Origin of the sequence: Arthrobacter sp. NPDC093139, assembly GCF_044754165.1 — a bacterium.
Lineage (GTDB): Bacteria > Actinomycetota > Actinomycetes > Actinomycetales > Micrococcaceae > Arthrobacter.
The window spans coordinates 246,174-260,744 of record NZ_JBIVOO010000004.1 but is presented as its reverse complement, the minus strand read 5'-3'; the positions used below and the strand labels follow the sequence as shown (position 1 = coordinate 260,744).

The following is a 14,571-nucleotide window of genomic DNA, read 5'->3' as shown; positions in this document are numbered from 1 at the left end:
ACAATCATAGCTTTTTCGCAACGACGTAGAACAACCCTTGACCGGGATGCCGTGTCCAGGCGCCTGTGATTCCTGCCACGCTGCCCCGCCCGTGCAATGGGATGACAGGCTGTCGTTATCTTTTGGAGGCGATTTTCGGCACAATCAAAGGATGACTTCTAGCGCTGCAACATCAGATGGCACGGTTCTTGCTGCAGGCCATCCGCTCATGGACGGGCGCACCGCCGACTCGCCCCTTATTACTGCATACCGTGGCGGCAAGCCCAGCCGCAGGCCCGTGTGGTTCATGCGCCAGGCCGGCCGGTCCCTGCCCGAATACCTGAAGGTGCGCGAGGGCGTGGCCATGCTGGACTCGTGCCTGCGGCCGGAACTCGCTTCGGAGATCACCCTCCAGCCCGTGCGCCGCCACGACGTTGACGCGGCCATCTTTTTCTCGGACATCGTCATTCCGCTCAAACTCGCCGGTGTCGGCGTGGACATCGTGCCGGGCGTGGGCCCCGTTCTCAGCAAGCCGGTGCGCACCGCCGCCGACGTCGCTGCCCTGCCCACGCTTACCTGGGATGCGTTGGAACCGATTCGCGAAGCCGTCCGCCTGACGGTGGCCCAGCTGGGCAAGACCCCGCTCATTGGTTTCGCCGGAGCACCCTTCACCCTTGCCGCGTACATGGTCGAGGGCAAACCGTCCCGCGACCACCTCGGCCCGCGCACCATGATGCACGCGGACCCCGAAACATGGACGGCCCTGGCCAACTGGGCCGCCGACGCCTCGGGGCTGTTCCTGCGGGCCCAGCTGGAAGCGGGAGCCTCGGCAGGGCAGCTCTTCGACTCCTGGGCCGGGTCCCTCGGCCTGGCCGACTACACCCGCTTCGTGGCGCCGGCCTCGGCGCGGGCGCTGGACCATGTCCGGCATCTCGGCGCACCGCTGGTCCACTTCGGCACCGGAACGTCCGAGCTCCTGGTCGCGATGCGCGATGTCGGCGTCGACGTCGTCGGCGTGGACTACCGACTGCCGCTGGAGGAGGCGAACCGCCGGCTGGGCGGGACGGTGCCCCTGCAGGGCAACATCGACCCGGCCCTCCTGTCCGCACCGTGGGAGGTGCTGGAGGCCCATGTCCGGGAGGTCATCGCATCCGGTGCCTCGGCACCGGGCCACGTCCTGAACCTCGGCCACGGCGTCCCGCCGGAAACGGACCCGGACGTGCTGACGCGCGTCGTAACGCTGATCCACTCCATCTCCCCGGAGTAAGGCATGGAGGCGGGAAGCCCTCCGGCGCCCGGACAGACCGCCCTGGTGGTGGGCGGCGGCATCTCGGGGCTGCTTGCAGCGCGGGAACTTGCGCAGGCCGGAGTGGCTGTCACACTGCTCGAAGCCACGGACTCGTGGGGCGGCTGCGTCGGCCGGCATGAGGTTGCCGGACTCGCCCTGGACAGCGGCGCCGAATCGTTCGCCACGCGCTCGAGCGCGGTGGCCGATCTCGCCCGCGAGCTGGGCCTCGGCGATGCCATCGTGGCACCCCACCCCGGCGGTGCCTGGGTGCAGCTGCCGGAGGGGCCGCGCGAACTTCCCAAGACCGGCGTCCTCGGGATACCGGCAAACCCCTGGGACCCGGAGGTGCGCCGGTCGCTGGGGATCGCCGGATCACTCCGTGCGTCGTTGGACAGGATCCTGCCCGCCTCCATGGGAACCACCGCCGACGTCACAAGTGTCTCCGCCCTGGTCCTGGCCAGGATGGGGCGGCGCGTCCTCACGCGGCTGGTCGAGCCGGTGGTTGGCGGTGTGCACTCGGCCGACCCCGCTCTCCTGGACGTGGACATGGTGGCGCCGGGCCTACGCGCCGGAATTGTCCGGCACGGTTCGCTGGCGGCCGCTGTTGCTGCACAGCGCCGCGCCCAGGCCGCCGGCGGCCAAGCCACCGGCGGCCAAGCCGCCCCCGCCCAGGCCGCCCCCGCCCAGGCCGCCCCCGCCCAGGCCGCCCCCGCCCAAACCGCCGGCGCCAAGGCGGGCTCTGCGGTCGCCGGGCTGAAAGGCGGCATGCACACCCTGGTGTCGGCGCTCGTGGCGGACCTCCGCCGGCGAGGGGTGGAGATGGTCACCGGCAGCCGGGCCCGTTCGGCCACGCGGACCCACGATGGCTGGCGGATCGTCGCGGACGCCGCAACAATCGGTAATGAAACAGGCAGCCAGCCCAACGGTCCAGGGGCCACGACGTACGACGCCGGCCTGCTGGTGGTTGCGCTCGACGGCCCCGCAGCCATCGGACTGCTTGAGGACGCGGTGCCGGCCTTGGCAGGCCACCGGCCCGGCCCCGGGCCGGAAGTGAAACTGGTGACGCTCGTCGTCGACCTCCCGGAACTGGACCGGCGCCCGCGCGGAACGGGCGTCCTGGTGGCTCCCCAGACTCCTGGAATCCGGGCCAAGGCGCTCACCCATGCGACGGCCAAGTGGGACTGGCTGGCTACGGAAGCGGGGCCGGGGCGGCATGTTGTGCGGCTTTCGTACGGCCGCCGCGACGGCACCGTGCCCGACGGGGCGGACCGGGCATCGCACAACGCCACGGCATTGCCGGATGACTCGGACTTGCTGGAGCTCGCCCTGCAGGACGCGTCCGCTCTGCTCACAGTGCCTGTGACGGCGGACAGCCTGGTGGGCTGGGATGTCGTCTCGTGGCCAGGGGCCCTCCCGTTTGCCGCAGTCGGGCACCGCCAACGGGTTTCCGAAGTCCGCCGGATCTGCGGGGACAGCGACGGACTCATGCTGGTCGGCGGCTGGCTCGCCGGAAACGGACTGGCTGCCGTGGTGGCAGACACCAGGACGCAGCTGCGCGGTTTTCTGCAGTAATTCCATGCTCCGGCACGGACAGTATGGTCCTTGGAATCAGCGCCGTTCATACCCGCTCGCCCTGCCGTCCGCAAGTTTTTCTTCCCGGCGTTTTGTGTCTAGGGTCGATAACTATGGTCGATCAGAAGTCCGAAAACTTTCGTACGCTGACCGGTAACCATGGGGGACTTCGACGCGGCACGGCAGCAGTTGCGCTCGGAGCGGTACTGGTCTTATCCGCAGGCGTCCCTGCATCCAACGCTGCAGCCCAGACATTGCGGGAGGACGCGGGGGACGTCACCCCGTCAAACACCGACGCGAACACTGCGACGGAGCCGGCCGCCGACGCTGACCAGTCCTTACTGCAGGTCAGGACGGCAGCCTCCGACACCCTCAGCCTCGAGGCCTGGGCAGGTGCGGTCCTAGGCAATGACGAGGACGACGACGAAGATTCGTCAGCCTCGCCCGCGCCAACGGATTCATCCACGAGTCCCTCGTTCTCACCCTCCGCCACCCCCGTCCCCAGCATTCCCGTGCCGACGCTGCCTGGAACACCCCTTCCGACGACAGCGCCGGCACCCGCACCTTCCAGCACATCTACCTCCAGCCCGTCCCAGACGTCGTCGCCTGCGCCCACCGCGTCGAAGCCTGGCTTCTCACCGGCGGCCACGGCTCCCGCGCCTGCCGTCCAGAACGCGCCGGCAGCCCAGCCTGGAAATGTAACCCAGCCCAGCGCGGCAACCCAACCGGCACCGGCAGCACCGCCCGGCGCGGCAACCCAGCCGGCACCGGCAGCACAGCCCGGCGCGGCAACCCAGCCGGCACCGGCCAGCGGCCCGTCAGCCGAAAGCCCGGTGTCCGCTGCGGCCGGGAGTTCCGCAGCGGACCGCAGGATGGGCGGCACCTTGAGTATTTCCTCCGGGGCGTGGGGCTCGTCCCGCTCGGCCGGCCCCATGAACATGGGAACAATCGATTCCCGGTACTCCGTGAGCAGGCCAAGCAGCGCAGTCCTCGGTTCGTCACCGGCCGGTTCCGTTTCGCCACTCGTCTGGGTCGGGGCCGGGCTCATCGTGCTCGCCGGGGCTGCCGGCCTTGTGGCATACAAAATCCGCAGGGCTCTGTAACGAACCGTCCACTAGAAGCCTGTGCTGTGAATTACCCCACTTCTACGCTCTGTAGAAGTTGGGTTTTTCGACTTGGACGCACGGAACGGGCAGACTTGTACCCATGAGCCACACTCCTGCCGAATCTGTCACCAAAACCGAAGAATCAGCCGAGCAGTTCTTCACCCTCTGGACCGTCTTCAAGCGCTCCGCAGACATCCTCCGCAGCGCAGATGCTGCCGAGGATTTCGAGGCCCTGACTGCGCGCCTGGCTGAGGGCGGGGTGACCCACCGCGGAAGCTACGACGTCTCCGCCATGCGTGCCGATGCCGACGTCATGGTCTGGCTGCACGGGCCCAAGCCCGAGGCGCTGCAGCAGGCCATCCGCGATATCCGCCGCAGCAAGCTCTTCGCCGGAACCGAACTGGTGTGGTCCGCCATGGGCGTGCACCGTGAAGCCGAATTTGCCAAGAACCACACGCCGGCCTTTTCCCGCGGTGTGGAACCGGCCGAATGGCTTTGTGTTTACCCCTTCGTCCGGTCCTACGAGTGGTACCTGCTGCCTGAAGAAGAGCGCGGCAAGATGCTCCGGGACCACGGCCTGCTCGGCCGCGACTTCCCCCAGGTCATCTCGAACACCGTCTCCTCGTTTGCGCTCGGCGACTGGGAGTGGATCCTCGGCTTGGAAGCACCCGAGCTCGTCGATCTGGTTGACCTGATGCGCCACCTGCGTTCCACGGAGGCCCGCAACCACGTGCGCGAGGAAATCCCCTTCTACACCGGACGGCGCATCACCGCCGGGGAGATTGCCGAGGTGCTGGCATGAGCCCGCTGGATCCCCGGGAGTCAGCCTTTGCGGTAAACCCGGTGACGGAGGCCGGCCGGATGGCGCCCAAGGAGTACGACGCCGTGCTCCTCGCATCCTTCGGTGGCCCCGAGGGGCAGGACGATGTCATTCCCTTCCTGCGCAATGTCACGCGCGGCCGCGGCATCCCGGATGAGCGGCTCGAAGAGGTGTCCCACCATTACCGTGCCAACGGCGGCATCAGCCCGATCAACCAGCAGAACCGCGAACTCAAAGCTGCTCTGGAAGCGGAGCTGGCCCGCCGGGGCATCGACATGCCGGTGCTGTGGGGCAACCGGAACTGGGATCCGTATATCCCGCAGACCCTCCAGGACGCCTACGACGCCGGCCACCGCAAGCTGCTCATGCTCACCACGAGTGCCTACTCGTGTTACTCCAGCTGCCGCCAGTACCGCGAGGACATCGGCATGGCGCTGACCGAAACAGGCCTCGACGGCAAACTCGAAGTGGACAAAGTGCGGCAGTACTTCGACCACCCCGGTTTCGTCGAGCCCTTCATCGAAGGCACGGCCGCCGGTATCGCCGACGTCCGCGCCCAGCTCGCCGCAGCCGGAACGCCGGACGCCCCCATCCACGTTCTCTTTGCCACGCACTCCATCCCCACGCGCGACGCCGACGCTGCCGGAAAGTCCCCCGATGAGCCCCGCGAGTTCGCCGAGGGCTCAGCCTACGTTGCGCAGCATCTGGCAACGGGCACCGAAGTCATGCGAAGGGTGGAAGAGGAATCCGGCCTTTCCGCCCCGTGGTCCCTCGTGTACCAGTCGCGCTCCGGCGCCCCGCACGTGCCTTGGCTCGAGCCCGACATCAACGACGCCATCGAGGATCTCTCCAAGCAGGGTGTCAAGGGCATCGTGATTGTTCCGCTGGGCTTCGTCAGCGACCACATGGAAGTGGTCTGGGACCTTGATACGGAGGCGCTGGAGACCTGCGCGAACCTTGGGCTCGCAGCCACCCGCGTTCCGACGCCGGGCACCCACCGCCGTTTCGTCAATGGACTGGTGGACCTCATCTGCGAACGCACCGTGGCGAACAACATCAAGGACCGCCAAGCAGCCACAGAGCTGGGTCCCTGGTACGACATCTGCCGCCCCGGCTGCTGCGCCAACTTCCGCGGCGAAAAACCCACCATTGCGGGCGCCGACACCACCGTGGGCACCGGCCACGACCCCTATCCTTCGGCAAGTCAGGACAAGCAGTGACCGTTCGGATCGGCACGAGGGCCAGCAAGCTCGCCCTCACCCAGACGCAGCAGACCGCCGACCTGCTGGCCGCCGTCGGGGGCTTCCCCGTCGAGCTCGTGCACATCAGGACCGAGGGGGACGTCCTCAAGGGCTCGCTGTCGCAGATGGGAGGCACCGGCGTCTTCGTGGCCGCGCTCCGCGACGCCCTGCTACGCAAGGAATGCGACGTCGCCGTGCACTCCCTGAAGGACCTCCCCACGGGACCGGCCGCCGGGCTCACCCTTGCCGCGACTCCGCCCCGCGTGGATGTACGCGACGTCCTCTGCGCCCGCGATGGCCTCAAACTGGCGGACCTTCCCAAAGGCGCACGGGTGGGCACGGGTTCACCCAGGCGCGCCGCGCAGCTCCGGGCTGTCCGTCCCGACCTGGATATCGTGGACATCCGCGGCAATGTGGACACACGTCTGGGGCGAGTCCCGGGACTGCCGGGCAACGCCACGGAGGCAGTCGTGGCCGGAAAGTCGTGTGACCTGGATGCGGTTGTCCTGGCCGCTGCCGGCCTGGAGCGCATCGGCCGGCTGGACACCGTCACCGAATACCTGGAAACCGATATCATGCTGCCGGCCGCCGGTCAGGGATCCCTGGCCATCGAATGCCGCACGGCTGAGGCCCCCCGCCAGGCAGGCTCCGCCGAGGGGTCGCAGGGGGCCCTCGCGCAGGCCCTTGCGGCCCTTGATGACCAGGACACCCGGCTGGCGATTACCGCGGAGCGGGCACTGCTTGCCCGGCTCGAGGCCGGCTGTGCAGCCCCTGTGGGCGCCTACGCCTACCGCAAGGGCAGCCTGCTGCACCTCGAAGCCGTGGTCTGCGCTGTCGACGGCACGGCGACGGTGCGCGACAAGCGGGCCACGGACGGCCTGACTGAAGTCGGAGCCACACTGCTGGGTATTGAGCTGGCCGAGGTCCTCCTGGCTGCCGGGGCTGCCGACATCGCGGACCTGACGGCGTCCTGAGAGGTTTGCAGGGAACGACGTCATGGGACTGAGCGGCGAAGGTCCGGCCAGCGGAGTGCCGGACTCAGGAGCGCCCGTCACCAGGGTGCGGGAACCGCAGGGCCGGCGTCCGCTCGAGGGCGACCGCATCCTGGTCACCCGCAGCCCCGAGCGTGCCGGACCGTTCGTGCTGCAGCTGCGTCTCGCCGGCGCGGACCCGCTCCTGCTTCCGCTCAAGGACTTCGAACGTGCATCTGACCAGGCAGCCCTTGACGAGGCTTTCGATGCCCTCCGCTCCGGGCAGTTTGCCTGGCTCGTGGTCAGCAGCGCCACCACGGTCCTGGCGCTGCAGGTCAAGGCCGCCGAGCGGGAGGTGGCGCTGCACCAGTGGATTCCGGCCGCGACACGCGTCGCTGCTGTAGGCCCGTCCACCGCGAAAGCCCTTGAGGCCGCCGGACTGGCAGTGCACCTGGTACCACACTCTGACCATTCCGCCGCCGGTCTTGCCGGGGAGTGGCCCGACGGGCCCGCCACGGTACTGCTGCCCCAGGCGGACATTGCGGCCCCCGCCCTCGCCCTCGGCCTCAGCGCCAAAGGGGCGGACGTGAGGACAGTCGTGGCGTATCACACAGTGGACTACCCGGCGGAGCCGGGCCGGCGTCTCGCCACACCGGGAATGCCCGCGCAGGGAGTGCCCAGTCAGGGAGTGCCCGCTGGCGAGGAGAAGGCGGCCGGCACGGAGGCGAAGTTGCTCACCCCGGCGGAAGCCAAAGCCTGGATATCCGACGGCGGGCTGGCCGCCGTCGTCGCCGCTTCACCGAGCGCTGCCCGCAGCATCAACACGATGCTTGCCCCGCTGGGAGCCTGCCGGTTTGTCGCCATCGGCAAGACAACGGCCGCCCAAGCGGAAGCGCTCGGCCTGACGGTTGCCGCAACGGCAACCGAAGCCACGCCTGCGGGCCTTGTGGCTGCCGTCATCCGCGCCGTTCATCCCGACGCAGCACGCACCCCCGACATCCATTCGACAGCATCAGGCACCCAGTGAAGGACAGGACATGAGTTTTCCGAACCACCGCCCGCGGCGGCTCCGCACCACTCCGGCGATGCGCAGGCTCACTGCAGAGAACCGGCTCGCCCCCGCGGAGCTGATCCTCCCTGCCTTCATCCGCGAAGACCTTTCCGAGCCCAACCCGATCACCTCCATGCCCGGCGTCCTGCAGCACACCACGGAGACCCTGAAGCGTGCCGCAGCGGAAGCCGTTGAACTGGGCGTGGGCGGCATCATGCTGTTCGGCATTCCCGCAAAACGCGACGCCGAGGGAAGCGCGTCTCTGGATCCGGAAGGCGTCCTGAACAAGGCCATCCGCGACGTCCGGGCCGAGGTGGGCAACGACCTGGTGGTCATGAGCGATGTGTGCCTGGACGAATTCACGGACCACGGCCACTGCGGCGTCCTGGACGGCGACGGTTACGTCGACAACGATGCCACGCTGGACGTCTACGCCAAGATGGCAGTGGCCCAGGCCGACGCCGGGGCCCACGTGCTGGGCCCCTCCGGCATGATGGACGGACAGATCGGCGTCATCCGGCAGGCACTCGAAGACGCCGGGCACGTCAACACCGCGGTGATTGCCTACGCGGCCAAATACGCGTCAGCGTTCTACGGACCGTTCCGGGAAGCGGTGGACTCCCAGTTGAAGGGGGACCGCCGGACATACCAGATGGACGCCGCCAACCGGCGCGAGGCCATCCAGGAAGTGGAATTGGACCTCGCCGAAGGGGCTGACATGGTCATGGTGAAGCCCGCCATGAGCTACCTCGACATACTGAGGGACGTTGCGGAGATGAGCCCCGTCCCCGTGGCCGCGTACCAGATCTCGGGGGAGTACGCCATGATCGAGGCGGCGGCGGGGAACGGATGGATCGACCGCCGTGCAGCCATAACGGAGTCGGTCCTGGGCATCCGCCGCGCAGGCGCCAACATGATCCTCACTTACTGGGCGAGCGAGCTGGCCGGCTGGCTGAAGGAATCCAGGTGAGCGAAACGCCGGATAGTTCGTCCACCGTACGGACGGGCACCCAGACCGGCCCCACTGATCCTGTCGGGCCCGGCCGGATCCTCCTGGGGCTCAACACCTTCGGAGACGTTGGAGCAGGGGCGGACGGAGGTCCGGTGCCGCACGCCCGGGTCCTGCGGCAGTTGCTTGAACAGGCGGAGCTGGCTGACGCCGTTGGACTTCACGCCTTCGCGGTGGGGGAGCACCACCGCCGGGATTTTGCGGTCTCCGCACCCGAGGTCTTCCTCGCGGCCGCCGCCGCGCGGACCGAGCAGATCCGGCTCGGCTCGGCCGTCACCGTGCTGAGCTCCGACGATCCCATCCGGGTCTTCCAGCGCTTCTCGACGCTGGATGCGCTATCCGGCGGGAGGGCCGAGGTGATGCTGGGCCGGGGCTCGTTCGTCGAATCCTTCCCGCTGTTCGGCTTTGACCTGGCGGACTACGAGGTCCTCTTCGAAGAAAGCTTGAACTGTTCCACAGGGTCCGCGCGCAGAAGCCCGTGCAGTGGGAGGGCCGCACCCGGCCTGCCCTGAACGGACTGAGCGTCTATCCGCATCTCGAACACCACCTCCTGCCGGCCTGGATCGGCGTGGGCGGCACGCCCGAGTCGGTGCTGCGCTGTGCCGAGTACGGTTACCCCATCATCTTCGCGATCATCGGCGGGCAGCCGAGGTCCTTCGCGCCGCTGGCCAATCTTTACCGGGAAGCCATGGCGAAGTACGGGCACCCCATGCAGCAGATGGCCACGCACTCGCCCGGACACGTGGCCGCCACCGATGAGGAAGCACGGGAGGAATACTTCCCGCACTGGCTCGAACTTCGGAACAGGATCGGTGCCGAACGCGGCTGGGGCCCCGCCAGCCGGGGTGAGTTCGACGCGATGTGCACGCCTGAAGGGGCCCTGTACGTCGGCTCGCCCGAAACCGTGGCGCAGAAGATCGTCAGGCTTAAGCAAAACCTCGGCGTGGACCGTTTCGATCTCAAGTACAGCAGCGGATCACTGCCGCATCCCGCCATGATGCGCTCCATTGAGCTGTTCGGCATGGCCGTGGCACCCCGCGTCAACGAACTCCTGAAAGAATAGGACGCATGACTTCCAGCATGCCTCACAACGAGGAACTCTTCGACCGCGCCCGCCAGCTCATGCCCGGCGGCGTCAACTCCCCGGTCCGTGCGTTCGGCTCCGTGGGCGGAACCCCGCGCTTCATGGTCTCGGCCAAAGGACCCTACCTGACGGACGCCGACGGCAACGAGTACGTTGACCTGGTCTGCTCCTGGGGCCCGGCCCTGCTTGGCCATGCCCATCCTGCCGTCCTCGACGCCGTCCACGCCGCAGTGGACCGCGGGCTGTCGTTCGGCGCGTCCACGCCGGACGAGGCCAACCTGGCGTCAATCGTCAAGGAACGCGTTTCGGCCGTGGAGCGGATCCGGATGGTGTCCACCGGCACGGAGGCCACCATGACGGCCGTCCGGCTGGCCCGGGGCTTCACCGGCCGCAACCTCATCATCAAGTTCGCGGGCTGCTACCACGGCCACCTGGACGGCCTGCTCGCGTCCGCCGGCTCCGGCGTGGCCACCCTCGCCCTCCCCGGCTCCGCCGGGGTGACGGCGGCGACCGCCGCCGAAACTCTGGTCCTCCCGTACAACGACCTCGGCGCCGTCGAAGCCGCCTTCGCCGAGCACGGCCCCAACATCGCTGCCGTGATCACGGAAGCGGCACCCGCCAACATGGGCGTCGTCACCCCGGGCGAGGGCTTCAACGCCGGGTTGTCCCGCATCACGGCGGCCCACGGCGCGCTGCTGATCCTGGACGAGGTCCTCACGGGCTTCCGCACCGGCTACGCCGGCTACTGGGGCCTTACCGGCGGCGCCGCGGATTCCGCCGAACAGTGGACCCCGGACCTGTTCACGTTCGGAAAGGTGATCGGCGGGGGCATGCCGACGGCGGCCCTCGGCGGACGCGCCGACGTCATGGACTGCCTCGCTCCGACCGGACCTGTGTACCAGGCCGGGACGCTGTCCGGCAATCCGGTGGCCATGGCGGCCGGCGTTGCAACCCTCACGCATGCCACCCGCGACGTCTACTCCTTCATCGATGCGCGGTCGCTTGAACTGTCCTCAGCCCTGTCCTCGGCCCTGGACGCCGCCGGCGTCGACCACTCGATCCAGCGCGCCGGAAACCTGTTCTCGGTGGCGTTTGGCACCTCCGAATACGGAGTCCACAACTACAGCGACGCACAGAAGCAGGAGGCCTACAGGTACGCCCCCTTCTTCCACTCCATGCTGGATTCCGGCGTCTACCTCCCGCCGTCCGTCTTCGAGGCGTGGTTCCTGTCGGCGGCCCACGACGACGCCGCCATGAACCGGATTTTCGATGCGCTGCCGGCCGCAGCGGAGGCGGCGGCTGCCGCTTCGAAGGCCTGACCGTCGTCGTCCCTCCCGGTGCCTAGGCACAACCGGGCAGGGCGGCAACAAAAAAACTCCGGACCCGCGACAGCGGATCCGGAGCTTTTGTCGTCTCCCGGCGGAAACGGGCCTTGCTAGAAGGCCGGGGTCACATCGCCGTTGGGCCATTCCTTCTCGATGAAGGCCTTGACCTCGGGGGAGTGGAGGAGCTCGTCGAGTTTCTTGATGCGGGCGTCATCCTTCGACTCTTCCCGCCAGGCGAGGAAGTTGGCGTACGGGTTGTTTTCGGTGGACTCCACAGCCAAGGCATCCTTGGTGCTGAGCCCTGCCTTGAGGATGAAGTTGCCGTTGATGAGCGCAAGGTCCACGGACGGGTCCTTGAGGTCATTGATCAACAGTTCCGGCTGGTTCTCGGAGAACTTGAGCTTCTTCGGGTTCTGCTCGTCGGTCAAGGCGATCACGGAGGTGTCATCCTTGATGTCCTTGACCAGGCCTGCCTTTTCGAGGACACGGAGGGCACGGACCTGATTGGAGGGATCGTTCGTGATGGCGATCTTCGCGCCGTCCTTGATCTCGCTGATGTCCTTGACCTTCTCAGAGAAGGCGGCGTAAGGCTCGATGTGGACGCCTTCGCCATGGCCGAACTTGTAGCCCTTGGTCTTGACCTGGTCGTCGAACCACGGCTTGTGCTGGTAGTAGTTGGTGTCCAGCGAACCGTCGCTCAGCGCGGTGTTGGGCGTCTGATAGTCCTCGATCTCCTTGATGTCCAGCTTGAGGCCGGCCTTCGGGGCGAGGTCCTGGTTGATGAACTCGAGGATCTTGGCCTGCGGCACCGGGCTGGCTCCGACGCTGAGGGTCGCGGGCTTGGCGGGATCCAGGGTCTGGGTCTCGGCGCTCGGGGCGGACGAACCGCCGCATGCGGTCAGCGTCAGGGCGGTGACGATGCCCGTCGCGAGGAGGGTGAGTGATTTACGCATCGGATGCGTTCCTTTCGAAATAGCCTGGAGCCCGACGGCGGAGCGGAGGGGTCCGGTTCAGATGCAGTGAGCGGCTACTCGCTGCTGAGAAGATGTGGCGGGCTGCCTGCCGTTTGGCGGGTGGTCCCGGTTTGGCGGTGGTCCCGGTTTAGCGGTGGTCGAGGCTCCGGGAGATCCACTCACCCGTCAGCTGGATGACCTGGACCAGCACGATGATGAGCACAATGGTGACGAGCATGACCGTGACGTCGAACCGCTGGAACCCGTAGTTGTAGGCGAGTTTCCCCAGGCCGCCGCCGCCGACAAGGCCGGCCATGGCGCTGTACCCCACCAGGGTCACAACCGTGGTGGTTGCGGCCGCGACAAGGGCCGGAAGGGATTCGGGCAGCATCACCTTGCTGATGACCTGCATCCTCGTGGAGCCCATGACCTGGGCGGCATCAATCTTGCCGTGGTGGACATCCCGCAGGCAGGCTTCAACGAGGCGAGCGAAGAACGGAATGGTCCCGATGGAGAGCGAAACGGACGCCGCAACCGGTCCGAGGCTGGTGCCCACCAGCAGCCGGGCCAGCGGGATCAGGGCCACCATCAGGATCGCGAAGGGGATGGAGCGCGTGATGTTCACGACGATGTCGCTGACGATCCGGTTCACCACGGGCATGGGGCGGAGACCGCCCGGTGCGGTGGTGTGCAGGAAGACGCCCAGCGGCAGCCCCACCAGCACGGTGAAGAAGCCAGAGATCCCCACCATCTGGAGGGTTTCCATGATCGCTTCGGGCAGTGCCTTGGCCAGCACGGGGTTGCTGAAGATGTCGTTCACTTGAGGTCTCCCGTCTCGGCGGCAAAGTCGGCCGTGTCAGAGGCGAATTCCGGCTCGTCGGACCGGACGGCGGCGTCTACCAGTTTGGCGCTGATGCCGCGGTTGCGGAGATACCCAAGGACTGCGTCGTAGTCTGCGTGGTCGGCCAGTTGGACCCGCAGATGCCCGAACTGCTGCCCGCCGAGCGTCTCCACGCTTCCGGCGAGGACGTTCAGGTCAATGTCGAAATGCCGCGCGACGCTCGTCAGCACCGGCTCCTTGGCGCTCTCGCCGGAAAACAGGATCTCCAGCACGGGACCGGTCTGCAGGGCTCCCCTGATCGGTTCCGACGCCGGCAGGGGCAGGAGCGCGCGCGCCAGCTTGCTGTCGAGTTCAGCAGCAACCTGGGCCAGTGCGCCGTCCTCGACCACGCGGCCCTTGGCCAGAAGTGATACCGATCCGCAGACACGCTTCACCACGTGCATCTCATGCGTGATGATCAGCACGGTGAGCTGCAGCCGCCGGGTCAGGTCCTGGATGAGGTCCAGGATTTCATCGGTCGTGGCAGGGTCCAGCGCTGACGTCGGCTCATCGCACAGCAGGACGTCGGGGTCGGAGGCGAGTGCCCGGGCGATGCCCACGCGCTGGCGCTGGCCGCCGGACAGCTGCGACGGGTACGCGTTTTCGAAACCCTCAAGTCCCACCAGCTTTAGGAGCTCCGCCACCTTCGTGCGGACCGTGTCCTTCGGAGTCTTGACGAGTTCCAGCGGATGCGCGACGTTGGCTGCCGCCGTCCGGGAATCCATCAGGTTGGCGTGCTGGAACACCATGCCGATCCGGCGTCGGGCTGCACGAATTTCGGAGTCCTTGACGGAGCTGAGCTCCGTGCCGTCGATGTTCACAGATCCGGACGTGGGGCGGTCCAACAGGGTCAGGCACCGGACCAGCGTGGACTTGCCGGCTCCCGAGTGGCCGATGATGCCGTGGATGGAGCCTTTGGGGACGGAAAGTGAGACCCCGTCGAGGGCCACTACTTCCTTTTTCCCCTGACGGTAGACCTTACGCAGGTCTGTAACTGTGATCATGTATCCTCAGGCGGTAGGGGGCCGGGCAGGGCATAGCACAAGCCCGCATCTGAACTAAATTATGTCAGCGCCGGGATACAGCAGCCACTTCCGAAGGTTCTTCGGCTGCCAACGTAATTTCACGCACAGGTGAGAGCCAACCGTCGGTGCGGCCGTGGGATGCACAAGATATCCGCTGCTCTCTGAATCGCAGCCGGGTGGCCTGTGGCCGGTATGCAGCCGGTCTGCTGTGATCTTAGTCGCAGCAGCGCCCTTTTTCCCGGTCATCGGGGCTTTTCCCGGTCCCCG

At 67.4% G+C, this 14,571-nt stretch carries 12 protein-coding genes and 1 pseudogene; 9 read left to right on the top strand and 4 right to left on the bottom strand.

Going from position 1 to position 14,571, the window contains the following annotated elements:
- Positions 1–151: 151 nt before the first annotated feature.
- Both hemE and ACIP90_RS09045 read left to right on the top strand, forming a co-directional pair.
- The gene (hemE, locus tag ACIP90_RS09050) at positions 152–1,246 is read left to right on the top strand and encodes a uroporphyrinogen decarboxylase (protein WP_400578703.1); all 1,095 of its coding nucleotides are present in this window, start codon (positions 152–154) and stop codon (positions 1,244–1,246) included.
- A gap of 3 nt (positions 1,247–1,249) precedes the next feature.
- Positions 1,250–2,839: a protoporphyrinogen/coproporphyrinogen oxidase gene (locus tag ACIP90_RS09045; protein ID WP_400578701.1), complete on the top strand. Its 1,590-nt coding sequence runs from the start codon at positions 1,250–1,252 to the stop codon at positions 2,837–2,839.
- A gap of 121 nt (positions 2,840–2,960) precedes the next feature.
- Here ACIP90_RS09045 and ACIP90_RS09040 read toward each other — a convergent pair whose 3' ends face one another.
- Positions 2,961–3,887 (bottom strand): hypothetical protein, encoded by a 927-nt coding sequence (locus ACIP90_RS09040; RefSeq protein ID WP_400578699.1) that lies wholly within the window; start codon positions 3,885–3,887, stop codon positions 2,961–2,963.
- 158 nt (positions 3,888–4,045) lie between these two features.
- On the opposite strand from ACIP90_RS09040, the gene hemQ reads away from it, so the two are divergent.
- From hemQ to hemL, 7 genes and pseudogenes are all read left to right on the top strand, one after another.
- Positions 4,046–4,747: a hydrogen peroxide-dependent heme synthase gene (gene hemQ / locus ACIP90_RS09035; RefSeq protein WP_400578697.1), complete on the top strand. Its 702-nt coding sequence runs from the start codon at positions 4,046–4,048 to the stop codon at positions 4,745–4,747.
- On the top strand, positions 4,744–5,985 hold the full coding sequence (locus ACIP90_RS09030) for a ferrochelatase (RefSeq protein WP_400578696.1): 1,242 nt from the start codon (positions 4,744–4,746) through the stop codon (positions 5,983–5,985). Before hemQ ends, ACIP90_RS09030 begins: the two co-directional genes overlap by 4 nt.
- The gene (gene hemC / locus ACIP90_RS09025; RefSeq protein WP_400578694.1) at positions 5,982–6,980 is read left to right on the top strand and encodes a hydroxymethylbilane synthase; all 999 of its coding nucleotides are present in this window, start codon (positions 5,982–5,984) and stop codon (positions 6,978–6,980) included. Before ACIP90_RS09030 ends, hemC begins: the two co-directional genes overlap by 4 nt.
- A gap of 22 nt (positions 6,981–7,002) precedes the next feature.
- Entirely contained in the window at positions 7,003–8,004 is a 1,002-nt protein-coding gene (locus tag ACIP90_RS09020) for a uroporphyrinogen-III synthase (protein ID WP_400578692.1), read from the top strand.
- 10 nt (positions 8,005–8,014) lie between these two features.
- On the top strand, positions 8,015–8,998 hold the full coding sequence (hemB, locus tag ACIP90_RS09015; protein WP_400578691.1) for a porphobilinogen synthase: 984 nt from the start codon (positions 8,015–8,017) through the stop codon (positions 8,996–8,998).
- Positions 8,995–10,100, top strand: a pseudogene (locus tag ACIP90_RS09010) (LLM class flavin-dependent oxidoreductase). The gene hemB and the pseudogene ACIP90_RS09010 overlap by 4 nt, the downstream one beginning before the upstream one ends.
- 5 nt (positions 10,101–10,105) lie before the next feature.
- Complete coding sequence (gene hemL, locus ACIP90_RS09005) at positions 10,106–11,440, top strand: glutamate-1-semialdehyde 2,1-aminomutase (RefSeq protein ID WP_400578690.1); 1,335 nt, start codon at positions 10,106–10,108, stop codon at positions 11,438–11,440.
- A 116-nt stretch (positions 11,441–11,556) separates the two neighbouring features.
- Here hemL and ACIP90_RS09000 read toward each other — a convergent pair whose 3' ends face one another.
- From ACIP90_RS09000 to ACIP90_RS08990, 3 genes are all read right to left on the bottom strand, one after another.
- On the bottom strand, positions 11,557–12,399 hold the full coding sequence (locus ACIP90_RS09000; RefSeq protein ID WP_400578688.1) for a MetQ/NlpA family ABC transporter substrate-binding protein: 843 nt from the start codon (positions 12,397–12,399) through the stop codon (positions 11,557–11,559).
- A 148-nt stretch (positions 12,400–12,547) separates the two neighbouring features.
- Positions 12,548–13,219 (bottom strand): methionine ABC transporter permease, encoded by a 672-nt coding sequence (locus ACIP90_RS08995; protein ID WP_400578686.1) that lies wholly within the window; start codon positions 13,217–13,219, stop codon positions 12,548–12,550.
- A complete protein-coding gene (locus tag ACIP90_RS08990; protein ID WP_400578684.1) occupies positions 13,216–14,283 on the bottom strand; it encodes a methionine ABC transporter ATP-binding protein in 1,068 nt (355 codons plus the stop codon). The genes ACIP90_RS08995 and ACIP90_RS08990 overlap by 4 nt, the downstream gene beginning before the upstream one ends.
- Between the last annotated feature and the right edge of the window lie 288 nt (positions 14,284–14,571).

Excerpts from the sequence above, each read along its gene's own strand:
- hemE (WP_400578703.1), top strand. The coding sequence starts at position 152 with ATGACTTCTAGCGCTGCAACATCAGATGGCACGGTTCTTGCTGCAGGC.
- ACIP90_RS09045 (WP_400578701.1), top strand. The coding sequence starts at position 1,250 with ATGGAGGCGGGAAGCCCTCCGGCGCCCGGACAGACCGCCCTGGTGGTG.
- ACIP90_RS09040 (WP_400578699.1), bottom strand. The coding sequence starts at position 3,887 with ATGAGCCCGGCCCCGACCCAGACGAGTGGCGAAACGGAACCGGCCGGT.
- hemQ (WP_400578697.1), top strand. The coding sequence starts at position 4,046 with ATGAGCCACACTCCTGCCGAATCTGTCACCAAAACCGAAGAATCAGCC.
- ACIP90_RS09030 (WP_400578696.1), top strand. The coding sequence starts at position 4,744 with ATGAGCCCGCTGGATCCCCGGGAGTCAGCCTTTGCGGTAAACCCGGTG.
- ACIP90_RS09020 (WP_400578692.1), top strand. The coding sequence starts at position 7,003 with ATGGGACTGAGCGGCGAAGGTCCGGCCAGCGGAGTGCCGGACTCAGGA.
- hemB (WP_400578691.1), top strand. The coding sequence starts at position 8,015 with ATGAGTTTTCCGAACCACCGCCCGCGGCGGCTCCGCACCACTCCGGCG.
- hemL (WP_400578690.1), top strand. The coding sequence starts at position 10,106 with ATGACTTCCAGCATGCCTCACAACGAGGAACTCTTCGACCGCGCCCGC.
- ACIP90_RS09000 (WP_400578688.1), bottom strand. The coding sequence starts at position 12,399 with ATGCGTAAATCACTCACCCTCCTCGCGACGGGCATCGTCACCGCCCTG.
- ACIP90_RS08990 (WP_400578684.1), bottom strand. The coding sequence starts at position 14,283 with ATGATCACAGTTACAGACCTGCGTAAGGTCTACCGTCAGGGGAAAAAG.